The organism is Microbacterium sp. Z6_144 (assembly GCF_057197625.1).
This window is the reverse complement of the sequence record NZ_JBXVPT010000002.1, coordinates 483,640-496,763: the sequence shown is the minus strand read 5'-3', so window position 1 is coordinate 496,763 and position 13,124 is coordinate 483,640. Positions and strand designations below refer to the sequence as shown.

The 13,124-nt window shown below is 69.8% G+C and carries 11 protein-coding genes and 1 pseudogene; 6 read left to right on the top strand and 6 right to left on the bottom strand.

Translation table 11 applies throughout. The features are described 5' to 3' along the window. The first annotated feature begins 285 nt into the window (after nucleotides 1-285). Both AC2DGY_RS14425 and AC2DGY_RS14420 read left to right on the top strand, forming a co-directional pair. Nucleotides 286-1,607, top strand: a pseudogene (locus tag AC2DGY_RS14425) (UDP-glucose dehydrogenase family protein). A gap of 345 nt (nucleotides 1,608-1,952) precedes the next feature. Then, nucleotides 1,953-3,434 carry an HNH endonuclease gene (locus AC2DGY_RS14420; RefSeq protein WP_484510444.1) on the top strand — a complete coding sequence of 494 codons (1,482 nt, stop codon included), beginning with the start codon at nucleotides 1,953-1,955 and terminating at the stop codon, nucleotides 3,432-3,434. Between the two features lie 398 nt (nucleotides 3,435-3,832). Here AC2DGY_RS14420 and AC2DGY_RS14415 read toward each other — a convergent pair whose 3' ends face one another. From AC2DGY_RS14415 to AC2DGY_RS14405, 3 genes are all read right to left on the bottom strand, one after another. After that, entirely contained in the window at nucleotides 3,833-5,659 is a 1,827-nt protein-coding gene (locus tag AC2DGY_RS14415; protein ID WP_484510443.1) for a sigma-70 family RNA polymerase sigma factor, read from the bottom strand. A 367-nt stretch (nucleotides 5,660-6,026) separates the two neighbouring features. Next, nucleotides 6,027-6,860 (bottom strand): TIGR03620 family F420-dependent LLM class oxidoreductase, encoded by an 834-nt coding sequence (locus AC2DGY_RS14410; RefSeq protein ID WP_484510442.1) that lies wholly within the window; start codon nucleotides 6,858-6,860, stop codon nucleotides 6,027-6,029. Between the two features lie 14 nt (nucleotides 6,861-6,874). After that, nucleotides 6,875-7,414 (bottom strand): YbhB/YbcL family Raf kinase inhibitor-like protein, encoded by a 540-nt coding sequence (locus AC2DGY_RS14405; RefSeq protein ID WP_484510441.1) that lies wholly within the window; start codon nucleotides 7,412-7,414, stop codon nucleotides 6,875-6,877. A 47-nt stretch (nucleotides 7,415-7,461) separates the two neighbouring features. Here AC2DGY_RS14405 and AC2DGY_RS14400 point away from each other — a divergent pair, with 47 nt between their 5' ends. After that, nucleotides 7,462-8,394 (top strand): aldo/keto reductase, encoded by a 933-nt coding sequence (locus tag AC2DGY_RS14400; protein WP_484510440.1) that lies wholly within the window; start codon nucleotides 7,462-7,464, stop codon nucleotides 8,392-8,394. Nucleotides 8,395-8,409: 15 nt separating this feature from the next. On the opposite strand, the gene AC2DGY_RS14395 is transcribed toward AC2DGY_RS14400, so the two are convergent. Next, entirely contained in the window at nucleotides 8,410-9,408 is a 999-nt protein-coding gene (locus AC2DGY_RS14395; protein ID WP_484510439.1) for a magnesium and cobalt transport protein CorA, read from the bottom strand. A 72-nt stretch (nucleotides 9,409-9,480) separates the two neighbouring features. On the opposite strand from AC2DGY_RS14395, the gene AC2DGY_RS14390 reads away from it, so the two are divergent. After that, nucleotides 9,481-10,464, top strand: a complete 984-nt coding sequence (locus AC2DGY_RS14390; RefSeq protein ID WP_484510438.1) for a TIGR03557 family F420-dependent LLM class oxidoreductase — start codon at nucleotides 9,481-9,483, stop codon at nucleotides 10,462-10,464. A gap of 43 nt (nucleotides 10,465-10,507) precedes the next feature. On the opposite strand, the gene AC2DGY_RS14385 is transcribed toward AC2DGY_RS14390, so the two are convergent. Beyond that, on the bottom strand, nucleotides 10,508-10,654 hold the full coding sequence (locus AC2DGY_RS14385; RefSeq protein ID WP_484510437.1) for a hypothetical protein: 147 nt from the start codon (nucleotides 10,652-10,654) through the stop codon (nucleotides 10,508-10,510). Nucleotides 10,655-10,926: 272 nt separating this feature from the next. On the opposite strand from AC2DGY_RS14385, the gene AC2DGY_RS14380 reads away from it, so the two are divergent. Continuing rightward, nucleotides 10,927-11,925 carry a TerC/Alx family metal homeostasis membrane protein gene (locus tag AC2DGY_RS14380; protein ID WP_484510436.1) on the top strand — a complete coding sequence of 333 codons (999 nt, stop codon included), beginning with the start codon at nucleotides 10,927-10,929 and terminating at the stop codon, nucleotides 11,923-11,925. A gap of 14 nt (nucleotides 11,926-11,939) precedes the next feature. After that, nucleotides 11,940-12,731 carry an endo alpha-1,4 polygalactosaminidase gene (locus AC2DGY_RS14375; RefSeq protein ID WP_484510435.1) on the top strand — a complete coding sequence of 264 codons (792 nt, stop codon included), beginning with the start codon at nucleotides 11,940-11,942 and terminating at the stop codon, nucleotides 12,729-12,731. On the opposite strand, the gene AC2DGY_RS14370 is transcribed toward AC2DGY_RS14375, so the two are convergent. Next, nucleotides 12,728-13,105, bottom strand: coding sequence for a DoxX family protein (locus AC2DGY_RS14370; protein WP_484510434.1), 378 nt, complete (start codon nucleotides 13,103-13,105; stop codon nucleotides 12,728-12,730). The two genes, AC2DGY_RS14375 and AC2DGY_RS14370, sit on opposite strands and share 4 nt — an antisense overlap. Nucleotides 13,106-13,124: the final 19 nt, after the last annotated feature.

Genomic DNA, 13,124 nt, shown 5'->3' with positions numbered 1-13,124 from the left:
GAAATCGTTCCTGTCCTTGGGCGGGCGCCTTTAGCTCCCGAGAGATGCGCACGTCCAAGCCCAAGAGGGCGCCCCGTTCATCGGCATGCTCTGCATCCCCCGTTTCGCCTCTGTGCGCACCGATGAGCGCCTCGGCGAGGTCTACGCAGACATAATCGTCCCGCCCAGGGGCGGAGCCAACCAAGTGTGGGCTCCGAGACATTGGCGCCCTGTCCTTCCTCCGTACAGGAGGCGTTCCTGGACAGTGATGACGCTCTCATTCGCTGGCGCTACGAAGAAGACATCATGCGATTTCCTGTCATCGGCTGCCGGTATCTCGGGGCGGTGCATGCCTCCGTGATCGCCTCTCAGGCCACGAGGTCGTTGGCGTGGACGCCGACACCCGACGAGTGAGCGCACTCACCTCTGGCCGGCACCGTTCTTTGAGCCAGGCTTTCAGGACCTCCTGGCGGCAGGCGTCGGCTCCGGAAGCTGCGATTCACGACCGAAATCTCCGCCGTCGCGGGAGCGAGGGCCCATTTTCTGGCCGTGAACACGCCCAGCACGCTCACGGGCACGCGGCCGACCTCACCTTCGTCAACGCCGCGATCGATGGACTTCTCCCGTACCTCTTCGGCCGGCGACATCGTCGCTGGCGCGTCAACCGTCCCCATCGGCACGGCAGCGGCCCTCGCTGCCCGCATCACCCCGACCGGCGCGACCCCTCGTGTGGAACCCGGAATTCCTCCGGGAAGGATGGGCGGTGCAGGACACCATCGACCCCGACCGCCTGGTCGCCGGTGTCCCCTCGACAGACTCGGGCCCCACAGCTGAAGGCGATCGTGCCGCCGACATCCTGCGCGAGGTCTACCACCACTCGATCGCGAAGAACACGCCCTTCATCGTCACCGACTACGCCACCGCTGAACTCGTCAAGATGGCGGCGAACGCCTTCCTCGCCACCAAGATCCTTCATCAACGCGATGGCGGAGATCGCCGAGGTGACCGGCGCCGACGTCACGACCCTTGCCGATGCGATCGGCCACGACGCGCGGATCGGCCGCCGCTTCCTCGGCGCTGGGATCGGGTTCGGCGGCGGTTGCTTGCCGAAAGATATCCGCGCGTTCTCGGCTCGCGCCGAAGAGCTCGGCCGCGGAGAGTCGGTGGCCTTCCTCCATGAGGTGGACGCGATCAACCTCCGCCGCCGCGACCGCGCCGTCGACCTCGTCGTCAGCGCGATGGGCGGGTCGGTGTTCCAGAAGAACATCACCGTGCTCGGTGCCTCGTTCAAGCCGCACAGCGACGACATCCGCGACTCGCCCGCTCTCGACGTCGCCGTGAGGCTCCACGGGCTGGGGGCTTGGGTGACGATCACCGACCCGGCCGCCATCGACAACGCTCGCCGCATCCATCCCCAGCTCAACTACGTCGAAGACCGCGACGAAGCCCTCCGCGGAGCGGATGCCGTGATCGTCGTCACGGAGTGGGACGAATACCGACGGGAACTCTCCCCCGAGCACGCCGGATCGCTCGTAAACGGCAAGGTCGTCGTGGATGGGCGCAACTGCCTCGACGCAGCCGCCTGGCGCGCGGCCGGCTGGACGTACTACGGCATGGGTCGGCCCTGATCTAGCCGGGGGCGGTACACCGCGGCGTGCCGGGCTGCACGCGATCTGGGTCCACCGCCCCACGAACAGCGTCCGCAGCCACCCGAAGACTAGGAAGATCACCACCCCGAAGAGCGCCGCGGGGAGGATCGCGGCGAACACTTGCGCCGGCTGGACATGGGAGGACGGACGGCGGGGAGTGGTGGCCCTCCGACGGGCGGGGGTCGCCGCCACACTTCGCCGCCATCGGTGTCGGAAACCGCATCGGGCCCCACCTGGATGGTGGAAACCACCACTTATCCACAGGGTTGCCCAGAGCGCGGCAGCCGGCCAGGGAATGTCGGTGGCCCCGAGTAGTTTCGAAGTATGGAAACCAGCCCCGGGCCTGGGGAAACCTCGCCGGATGACGCCACGCGGATGCGCGCGGGTCTCGCCGGTGTGCTGGAGCAGAAGGCGGCGCTAGCGAGGGCGCAGGCGGCTCTCATCCGCCATCAGGCGGAGCTCGCCGCGGTCGCGATGGAACAGATCGCACGGATGACCTCGCGTGCCTCGCGTGAGCGGGAGATGCCCATGCGCTCGGTATCGGCGGAGATCGCGTTCGCCACCCACGTGCATGATCTGACCGCGCAGAAGGAACTCAACGACTCCCACGAACTCGTCACCCGCTTTCCGGCGACAGTGACCGCACTCGAGGATGCCCTGATCTCCAAGCGGCATGCCGACGTGATCCTCGAGGTCGGAGCGTCCATCGACAACGACGACGTGCGGGAGGCGTGGGAGCACACCGTCTTGGACCGCGCGGCCCGCGAGACCCCCGGGCGCACTCGCGCATTCGCCCGCGAACTCGCCGAGGCGGTCAACCCCATCGGAATGACCGAACGCCACGCGAAGGCGAGCGAGACACGGGGTGTGAGCATCGTCGACCTGGACGACGGGATGGCGCTCCTGCAGGTGCGGCTTCCCGCCGCCCTCGCCTACGGCATTCGAGACCGCATCCGCCAGCAGGCGCGCATCATCCGCAACGCGGCGAACGCCGAGCGGGCACGCCGGGCAGCGGAGAAGGGCGACGCCGCCGCGACGGACGCCGTCGTGGATGCTGCGGAGCCGGAGGCCGACACACGCACCGCGGCGGATGCTGCGGAGCGGCTGGGCGACGACCGACGCACCACGGAGGATGCTGCGGGGCCCGAGGACGAGACGAGCACCGCGGGGGATGCGGCGGAGCCGGGGGTAGACGACCGACGCACCAGCGCGCAGATCTCCGCCGACCTGGTGGCGGACATGCTGCTCACCGGGGCTCCGGCCATCGACCCGAGCGGCGATCGGAGCCCGGGCGGCCTCGGCGCGATCCGCGCGCACGTGCAGGTGGTCGTGCCGGTCCTCACTCTCGCCGGCAAGACCGATGCGGGAGCGAGCCTCCACGGCCAGATCCCCATCGACCCCGACACAGCCCGGCGCCTCGCCGGAGACGCTCCCGGGTGGGATCGGGTCATGTGCGACCCGATCACCGGCACGGTCCTCGAAGTCGATCGCTACACCGCGGGTGCCGACCAGCAACGGTTCCTCCGCGCCCGCGACCAGCACTGCCGGGGCTTCGGATGCCGCCAGCCCGCGCACCGCTGCCAACTCGACCACAACCACGAGCACCACGAGGGCGGTCCCACGGCGGTCGGCAACCTCGCGCACCTCTGCACGCGACATCACACGCTCAAGAGCGAAACCGACTGGACCGTCCGGCAACTGGACAACGGCACGCTCGAGTTCACCAGCCCACTCGGAAACCTCTACACCGACGAGCCCCCGCCCCGGGTGATGTTCATCGCCGACGGCGATCCGCCACCGTTCTAAGCACCACCGGCCCACCACCACCGCTCCCCCGAAGGCGGCGATGGCCCGCGCGTTGCGCTGATCCCGTCGCGGAGGTCCAAGGAGCGGTAGACCGAAGCCGTCTTCCCCCGCCTCCATCAGCGTCCACGCGACGCCCTCGGTGAGCATCTGCACGGCGCAGATACCGGCCAGGTTCGAGCCCCTCCCCCGACGACGCCATCTCCGAGGTCAACGGCGGCACCTCCTGCGGGCCGCCATCGTCGATGACTACATCAGCGAAATCTCGAAAGCGCCTGCCGGAGGGTGACGCGACGGCGTCGACGCGGTGTGGGCCACGGAGGTGAGAGCCACCACCGTCCTGACGCTCCGCGGACTCCCGCGCCGCCTCGCAACACCCCCGCCCACCCGCGGGCGCGAACCTACAGCCCGACGAGGTGGCTCAGGCGGGTGCTCGCCAGCTCGCCCGTCTGCGCATCCACGACGTAGCGGAGCCCGACCGACACATCGCGGGCGATCTCCTCCAGGCTCGGGCGCACCGCCACCCACCCGACGCCGGATTCATCCAGCGTCGTGCTCCGCTGCACCACGTCATCGAACAGGACCTGCACCGTCGCGCCCGGCTCGCCGGAGACCGAGATCCGCACCTCCACCCGCACGCCATCGACGAACGTGGTGTCGGTGCTCGAGATCGACGGAGCACCCTCCGGCAGAACCGGCCCCGGCTCCGGCGCCGGAGCGGGGTCGGGAGCCGGTGTGGGCGCGGGCGCCGGATCGGGAGCCGGCAGCGGCACCGGCTCGGGGCTCAGCTCAGGTTCTGGCGCCGGCTCGGGGGTCGGCTCCGGCACCGGCGCCGGTTCGGGGCTCGGCTCAGGTTCCGGCGCCGGCGCAGGTGCGGGCACAGGCGCAGGTACCGGCGCAGGTTCGGGAGCCGGTGGTTGGCTCGGCGCAGGCTCCCCGCTCGGCACGGGGTCCACGGCCGGCGGCGGCGCGTTCCGCGGCAGCGTGTCCGCCGGCGTGGGTCGCGCAGAAGAGGCGGGAGTCGGCCCACCGGTCGATGAGGGCTGAGCGAACAGCGACCCGGGAGGGGGCGTCGACGACGCCGGAACGGGGCGAGGCGACGGCGATGCGGCCGCATCCCGCGCTGACTCCGCCTCGGAGACGGCGACGAGCGGATCCGCCGGCGGCCGTGACATGCTCTGCGCCACCGTCAGCGACACCCCGGCGACCACAGCGACCCCCGCCGCCAGCAGGGCCACCGACGTCCCGACACCGGCGAGCGCGCCGCCCGTCGCACCGGCAGTCGCGGCCGCGCCACTTGCCGCGGCGGATGCGGCGCCGCTGACGACCACCGGCGCACCGCTCGCCCCGACCGAGGCGGATGCCGCGGGCCCGCCCACCACGGTCGAGGGCATCGCCGCAGCCGCGACCGCCGAGCCGGCGCCCGCGCGAAGCGCGGCGAGCGTGGCGACGGTGGCGCCCGACCCCACGATGAGCGGCAGCAGCACGAGCGCCAGACGCCGGGAGACCTCCGTGGCCTCGGAGGCGGCCCCCGAGCAGCGGTCGCATCCTGCCAGGTGCTTCTTCATGCGGCCGAGGTCACGCGCGCCGAGGTTTCCGCGCGTGTACGCACCGAGACGCTCGCCGGCCCACTGGCACTCGGCGTCGTCGCGCACGTCCTGCAGGTGCGCCTGGATCCACGCTTCGCGCAGACCCTCCCGCGCCCGGAAGGCCAGCTGCGCCACGGCCGACGGCTTCATCCCGAGAAGGGGCGCCACTTCGCCCGGCTTCATCCCCTCGATCTCGGTGTACCAGAGCACCTCTTGCCAGCGCGGGGGCAGGCTCCGGAACGCCTCGTGCGTGAGGGCGCGATCGAGCGCCTCATCGGTGACGTGGCTCGCCGCATCCGGGTCGGCCACCTCCTCGACGTCATCCGTCGCCGTGTCCAGGCGCGAACGACCCCAGTCGACAGCGGTGTTGCGGATGCTGGTGAACAGGTACGCGCGAAACGATCCGGTGGGTCCGCCTCCGCGCTGCACCGACTGGAAGATGCGGGAGAACGCCTCCTGCACGAGATCGTCGGCGTCGAAGGTCGACGTGATCGACCGGGCGACGGCGAGACCGGAGACGTAGTGCCGGCTCCACAGCTCGGCGAACGCACCGGTGTCCCCCGTCCGGGAACGGTCGATGAGATCCGCGTCCGACGGCGCGTCGCGGGCAGCCCCCATGGCGGCGTGATCCTGCGTCATGTCTCCCCCTGAGCATGCTCCCCCGAACATGCGAGATGCGCGGCGCCCGCACAGCGACCCCCGGTCGCCGGCACGCAGCGCTCCCAATTGTGCCGCACCGACACGTGGGTCGCATTCCCCGGAGGATTTCCTTCGAATCGCGTAATAGAAGGGCGCCGTCTCCGTCTCATCACACGGGACACCTGCGCCTCCGTCTGGGGCGGAATGCGGGGCTCCCGCCTGGGGGTGGGAGCTGGGGAACTGCGACGTTCCAAATCTGGGGGTCACGCAAGTGACGGAACGTCGATGACGGGGCCTGGACTCCCTGCCGGAGGGAGTCCAGGCCCCGGCATGTTCCGCGCCCTTCGGCAGCGTGGAACCGGCGCGGCTACGACGCGAACGCGGCAGCGATCTCCGGCAGGGCCCGCGGCGCATCCGAGGCAGGCTGCACCTGCACGCACACGTGGTCGGCGCCGGCATCCAGGTGCGCCCGCACCGCGGTCACCAGGTCGTCGGCGGCTCCGTGGACGACGATGCGGTCGACGAGCTCGTCGCTTCCCTCGCCGGCGATGTCGGCCTCGGTGAAACCGGCGCGGAGCATGTTGCCGGTGTAGTTCACCAGCCGCAGATAGTTCCGCAGGAACGCGCGTGCCGAACGCCGCGCGCCCTCGACGTCGGTGTCGAGCACCACCGTCTGCTCCGGCGCCACGAGCTTGCCGTCGCCGAGCGCCTCCCGTGCGTCGCGCGACTGACTCGGCACGGTCAGGTAGGGGTGCGTCCCCCCGCTCCGCGCGGCAGCCATCTGCAGCATCCGGGGGCCCAGCGCCGAGAGCACCCGATCATCGATCGGGACGCCGCGCTCATCGAGCACGTCGAGGTAGTCCGACATCGCCTGCAACGGGCGGGCGCGATGCGGCGTCGCCTCGGGGTGCCCCGTCCCCACCCCCAGCAGGAGGCGACCCGGATGCTTCGCCACGATGCGGTGGTACGCGTCGGCGAGGTCTCCCGCATCCGACTTCCAGATGTTCACGATGCCGGTGGCAACGACCACCGACTCCGTGGCATCCAGCAGCTCCTCTGCGTGCCGCAGGTCGGCGGGAGGCGAGCTGCCCAGCCAGAGCGTGCCGTAGCCGCGGCGTTCCAGGTCGACGGCCAGCGACGGCTCGAGGTCGCTCCCCCGCATCCAGACGCCCAGGGCGCCGAGTCGTTCGGTCCAGGTCATGTCCGCTCGTTTCTTCAGTGCTGGTAGGTGCCGTGGATGATCGCGCGCCCGAGCGTCTGGAAGACGAGGGTGAACGACACGACCGCCGGGGTGACATCGGGGGTGACGCCGAGCGTCTCCGACCCGACGGCGTGCACGACGAAGAAATAACGGTGCACCTGGTCGCCCTCCGGCGGCGCGGCACCGGCGAACCCGGCGTCCCCGCCGTCGTTGCGCACGTGGAAGGCGCCACCGGGAAGCGGCGCGGAGGCAGCGCCGGCGGGCAGCTCGGTGACGGATGCGGGGAGGTCGACGAGCACCCAGTGCCAGAAGCCGCTCGGAGTCGGAGCATCCGGGTCGAAGCACGTCACGACGAACGACTTCGTGCCCTCCGGCGCTCCCGACCACCGCAGGTGCGGCGAGACACCGGTCCCTGAGCCTGTGGAAGAGCCCGCGACCTGCGCGAGATCGAGCGGCTGACCGTCCACGACGTCGTCGCTCGTCAGCGAGAACGACGGCACCGCGGGAAGGAGCGGATACGGATCGGGAGTCTGCGGACGCGTCAGATCGGTCATACCCCGAACCTAGTGACCCGCGGGCGCGGCGGCGATAGCGTGGGGCAATGAGAACCGTTCCCCTCGGCCCAGGCGACCTGCGCGCACCCAACGTCGTGGCCGGCATGATGCGCATCGCCGACAAGAGCGACGAAGAGGTCCGCGCACTGGTGTCCACCGCCCGCGACGCCGGCATCGACTTCTTCGACCACGCCGACATCTATGGCACCGACACCCACCAGTGCGAGCGGCGCTTCGCCGAGGCGCTGCAGCTGTCGCCGGCCGAGCGCGGCGAGATCACCATCCAGACCAAGGCCGGCATCGTCAAGGACGGGCCGTACTTCGACTTCTCCTACGAGCACCTCGTGCGCTCGGTGGAAGGGTCGCTGCAGGCGCTGCGCACCGACTACATCGACATCCTGCTGCTGCACCGGCCCGACGCCCTGGTGGAGCCGGAGGAGGTCGCGCGCGCGTTCGACGAGCTCGAGGCCGCCGGCAAGGTGCGCGCCTTCGGCGTCTCCAACCACACGCCGCGGCAGATCGACCTGCTGCGCTCGGCGGTGCAGCAGCCGATCGTCGCGAACCAGCTGCAGCTGTCGATCGCGCACGCGCCGACCGTGACGCAGGGGCTGGCCGCCAACATGGACATCGACCAGTCGGTCACGCGCGATGCCGGCGGCATCCTGGACTACTGCCGCCTCAACCGCATCACCGTGCAGGCGTGGTCGCCGTTCCAGGCCGGATTCTTCGAGGGCGTCTTCCTCGGATCCCCCGACTACGTCGACCTGAACGCCGTGATCGACGAACTCGCCGCGAAGTACGACATCCCGCCGATCGCGATCGCCACGGCCTGGATCACGCGCCACCCCGCGGGCATCCAGGTCGTGCTCGGCACCACCACGCCCGAGCGCGTGGCGGGAGCCGCGCTCGGCTCCGACCTGCCGCTCACCCGGCCGGAGTGGTACGCCCTCACCCGCGCCGCGGGCTACCGCATCCCGTAGGCGGCGAGCGCCGGCTCAGAGCCAGTGGCGCTTGCGGAACACTTTCCACAGTGTCACGGAGGTCGCCGCCATGAGTCCAAGGGCCATGGGATACCCCCACACCCAGTCCAGTTCGGGCATGTGGGTGAAGTTCATGCCGTAGACCGTGCCCACCAGGGTCGGTCCGAAGAGGATCGCCGCCCACCCCGAGATCTTCTTCACCTGCTCGTTCTGGGTGAGCGCTGTCTCTGTCTGGCGCTGCGACTCGAGCGTCGCGTTCACCGTCAGGGCGTTCTGCAGGATCGCCCGCAGCGACCCGAGCTTGTCGGTGGTCCGCAGCGCGTGGTCCAGCACGTCGCGCAACGACCGCTGCAGTTCCAGGTCGACGCCGTACTTCTCCGCACCGCGCAGGAGCGACTCGAGCATCCCCTTGAGGGGCTCGGTCGCGCGCTGGAAGAGGATGACCTCGCGGGAGAGCTCGTAGATGCGGCGCGAGAGGGCAGAACTGCTGTTGGAGAAGAGCTGGTCTTCGATCTCGTCGACGTCGTTGAGGAGGCCTGCGGTCACCGGCGCGTACTCGTCGACCACCTCGTCCAGGATCGCGTAGAGCACCGCCTCCGGCCCCGCTTTCAGCAGCTCGTGCTGGCTCTCCAGGCGGCGCCGCACCCGCGCGAGGTCGGGCACTTCGGCGTGGCGCACGGTCACGACGAAGTCGGGTCCCACGAACACATGCAGTTCACCGAACTCGATCGTCTCGGTCTCGTCGATGTAGCGGGCCGGGCGCAGCACGGTGAAGAGGATCTCGCCGTAGCGCTCGAGCTTCGCCCGCTGGTGCCCCGAGAGCGCATCCTCGACGGCGAGGGGATGCAGCGAGAACTCGGCGGCGACCTTCTCGATCTCCTCGCGGGTGGGGCGGAACAGACCGATCCAGGCCATCCCGTGGTTCGCGCGCATGTGCTCGAAGGTCTGCTCGAGGCTCACCGGGTTCTCGATGCGACGGCCGTCGACGTACACGGCGTTGTCAATGATGGGCATCCCACAAGTCTGGCCCCTCGCGACGCCGTCAAGCCCCTGCAGACGGCGGGCGGTTCTTCGTAACGTGCACTCATGACGCGATTCGGATACACCCTCATGACCGAGCAGAGCGGCCCCCGTCAGCTCGTGGACTACGCCGTGAAGGCCGAGGAGGCCGGCTTCGACTTCCTGGTGTCCAGCGACCACTACTCGCCGTGGCTCACGTCGCAGGGTCACTCGGCCTACGCCTGGAGCGTCCTGGGCGCGGTCGCCTACGCCACCAGCGACATCGGTCTCATGACGTACGTGACCTGCCCCACCATCCGGTACCACCCCGCCGTCGTGGCGCAGAAGGCCGCGACCCTGCAGCTGTTGTCGGAGGGCCGGTTCACCCTCGGGGTCGGCTCGGGCGAGAACCTCAACGAGCACGTCGTCGGCGAAGGCTGGCCCGCGGTCTCGGTGCGCCAGGACATGCTGGTGGAAGCCCTCGAGATCATCCGCGAGCTGCACAGCGGAGACCTCGTGACCTACGACGGCAACTACTTCCGCGTCGACTCCGCACGCATCTGGGACTGCCCCGACGGGGGCGTGCCGATCGGGGTGGCCGTCTCCGGCGACAAGTCGATCGACAGCTTCGTCGACCTCGCCGAGCACATGATCGCCGTCGAACCCGACGCCGAACTGGTCGAGAAGTGGAACGCGGTGTCTCCGCTGGGCGGCTCCGAGTCGGGCGAGTCGCGCAAGATCGGGCAGATCCCCATCAGCTGGGACCCCGACCCGGAGAAGGCCATCGAGCGCGCGCACGAGCAGTTCCGGTGGTTCGGCGGAGGCTGGGCCGTCAACGCCGACCTGCCGACCCCGGCGGGCTTTGCCGCCGCCTCCCAGTTCGTGAGGCCGGAAGACGTCGCCGAATCCATCGCGACCGGGCCCGACCTCGACGAGCTCGCCGAGAGCGTCCGCCCCTACGTCGACGCCGGGTTCACCGACATCGCGATCATCCAGGTGGGCGACGAGGAGCAGGACCGCTTCGTCTCCGAGGTCGCCGAGCCACTTCTGGAGAAGCTCCGCGCCCTGTGATCTCCACCCGCGCCGCTGACCGTTCGGCCCGAAGGCCGGGCGGTCAGCGGCCGAAGGTGAGGAACGCGGCGACGACCAGCACGATCGTGCCGAGCGCGATGATGCACACCCCGACGATGAGCCAGATGGGCTGGCGATAGGGCGAACGGATGTGCACTCGCGAGCGCGATTTTCCCTTGCGGCTAGCCATGGGTCAGACGGTACTCCACGGCGGTGTCGCGGTGGTTACATGTTGCCGCCAGTTCGAAGACCGACGGCCGCTGATCCTTTCGCGGCAGGGCCTTCCACATCCACCGCCCTCGCCGTCGGGGAATGGGCTATGGTCGTTGCAGCAAGGGGAGTACTCCCGTCGCGGCGGAATCGTCAATACGGACTCTACGTAGCGTCCCGGCCCGTCGGCCCGGTTTTTCCGGGTGGAGGAGACCTTGGCGTCATTAACGCCGACCACTCCTTGGAGTCCCGATGCATGTTTCGTTCCTCGTCTGGGTGATCACGATCGCCGTCACGATCGCGTTCTTCATCTACGAGTTCTTCGCTCACGTCCGCAGGGCCCATGCGCCCAGCATCGGCGAATCCGCGCGGTGGTCGGCGTTCTACATCGGACTCGCGCTGCTGTTCGGCATCGTCGTCGGCACGGTGTGGGGCTGGCAGTACGGCGGGGAGTACTACGCCGGTTACCTCACCGAGAAGGCGCTGTCGATCGACAACCTCTTCGTGTTCCTCATCGTGATGACCGGGTTCGCGGTGCCGAGGATCTACCAGCAGAAAGTGCTGATGATCGGCATCGTGATCGCGCTCATCCTGCGCGGCGCCTTCATCGCGATCGGGGCGACCCTCATCGAGAATTTCTCGTGGATCTTCTACCTCTTCGGGGCGCTGCTGCTGGTTCTGGCCTACCGTCAGGCGTTCGTGCACCATGACAGCAATCCCACCGATGGCCGCGGCATGCGGTTCGTCCGCCGCCATCTCCCGGTCACCGAGGAGTACGACGGCGCGCGCCTGACACTGAAGAGAGACGGCCGCCGGTACGCCACCCCGCTGCTGCTGACCATCATCGCGATCGGCTTCGTCGACCTGATCTTCGCGGTCGACTCCATCCCCGCCGTGTACGGCCTCACCGAGCAGGCGTACATCGTCTTCGTCGCCAACGCGTTCGCGCTCATGGGGCTCCGCCAGCTCTTCTTCCTCATCGGCGGGCTGCTCCAGCGGCTCGTGTACCTCGCTCAGGGCCTCGCGGTGATCCTCGCCTTCATCGGCGTGAGACTCGTCTTCCACGCCCTGCACGAGAACGAACTCCCGTTCGTCAACGGGGGCGAGGCCGTCGCGTGGGCGCCGGAGATCCCGATCTGGTTCTCGCTGACGTTCATCGCGGTGACGGTCACCGTGGCGACGGTGGCGAGTCTGTTGCGCACCCGGACGCTCAAGGAGCGGGAAGACTCGCCCTCGTCGACGACACGGTGACCGGGGGGCGCCGCTTGCCGCTCCTCGTGCTTTTCGGGTGCGCAGCGGCGCTGCTGGCCGGATGCGCCGCATCCGACGAGGAGCGGCCCGTCCTCCCTCCCGCCGGCGCCGCATTCGACTACCAGCTGGGCGGCGCCTATCCCCCGTCCGACGGCGTCGAGGTGGTCGTGCGGGATCGGTCTGCGCCGCCGGTCGAGGAGGCCTATTCGATCTGTTACGTCAACGGCTTCCAGACCCAGCCCGGCGAGGAGGACGCGTGGCCGCGCGAGACGCTGCTCGTCCGCGACGGCGAACCGGTCATCGACCCCGACTGGCCGGATGAGATCCTCCTCGACACCTCCACGGCGGAGCGCCGATCCGCGATCGCCGCCACCGTGACCGGATGGATCCGAGGCTGCGCCGACGCCGGGTTCGACGCGGTCGAATTCGACAACCTCGACACCTTCACCCGGTCCGGCGGCGCGTTGACGGCCGAGGACAACGTCGCCCTCGCCACCGAGCTCGTCGACGTCGCCCATCGCGTGGGCCTCGCCGCCGCGCAGAAGAACGCCGCCGAGTTCGCGGGGAGGTTCTCGCGGCAGGCGGGCTTCGACTTCGCCATCACCGAGGAGTGCGCGGTGTTCGACGAGTGCGGGGCCTACACCGACGCGTACGGGCCGCACGTGTTCGACATCGAGTACACCGACGCCCTCCCCCGCCCGTTCGCCGAGGTGTGCGCCGATCCGGCGGTGCCGGACTCCCTCGTCCTGCGCGATCGCGCCCTGTCCACCCCCTCCGAGGCGGGTTACGTCTTCGAACGCTGTTAGCGCGTGGACCACCACGCCCACGCGACGAGCGCGGGCTGGAAGAAGAGCCGCACCAGACGCTTGCGGTCGGTGTCGAGGCCGAACGCCGACCGGCCCTTGCGCCACTGGTCGATGTTCCCGGGGAAGACCGCGACGAAGAAGGCGGCGAGCGCCGCGCCGACCCGCCGACGCTCGCGCGGCAGGGCGATCAGTGCCGCCCCGAACGCCATCTCCACGACGCCCGAGGCCACCACCACGGCGTCCTTGTCGAGGGGACCTGCCTCCACCGCCCAGTCCGGCACCTGCGCCTGGAAGTCGCGGCGAGCCCAGAACAGGTGGCTGAGTCCGGCGAGCAGCATGGTGCCGCCCAGCAGCCATCGAGCGAATGTGCGCATCTCGTCTCCTTCGTCACTC

Excerpts from the sequence above, each read along its gene's own strand:
- AC2DGY_RS14395 (WP_484510439.1), bottom strand. The coding sequence starts at position 9,408 with ATGCCCATCATTGACAACGCCGTGTACGTCGACGGCCGTCGCATCGAG.
- AC2DGY_RS14420 (WP_484510444.1), top strand. The coding sequence starts at position 1,953 with ATGGAAACCAGCCCCGGGCCTGGGGAAACCTCGCCGGATGACGCCACG.
- AC2DGY_RS14405 (WP_484510441.1), bottom strand. The coding sequence starts at position 7,414 with ATGACCGATCTGACGCGTCCGCAGACTCCCGATCCGTATCCGCTCCTT.
- AC2DGY_RS14385 (WP_484510437.1), bottom strand. The coding sequence starts at position 10,654 with ATGGCTAGCCGCAAGGGAAAATCGCGCTCGCGAGTGCACATCCGTTCG.
- AC2DGY_RS14415 (WP_484510443.1), bottom strand. The coding sequence starts at position 5,659 with ATGACGCAGGATCACGCCGCCATGGGGGCTGCCCGCGACGCGCCGTCG.
- AC2DGY_RS14370 (WP_484510434.1), bottom strand. The coding sequence starts at position 13,105 with ATGCGCACATTCGCTCGATGGCTGCTGGGCGGCACCATGCTGCTCGCC.
- AC2DGY_RS14400 (WP_484510440.1), top strand. The coding sequence starts at position 7,462 with ATGAGAACCGTTCCCCTCGGCCCAGGCGACCTGCGCGCACCCAACGTC.
- AC2DGY_RS14380 (WP_484510436.1), top strand. The coding sequence starts at position 10,927 with ATGCATGTTTCGTTCCTCGTCTGGGTGATCACGATCGCCGTCACGATC.
- AC2DGY_RS14390 (WP_484510438.1), top strand. The coding sequence starts at position 9,481 with ATGACGCGATTCGGATACACCCTCATGACCGAGCAGAGCGGCCCCCGT.
- AC2DGY_RS14410 (WP_484510442.1), bottom strand. The coding sequence starts at position 6,860 with ATGACCTGGACCGAACGACTCGGCGCCCTGGGCGTCTGGATGCGGGGG.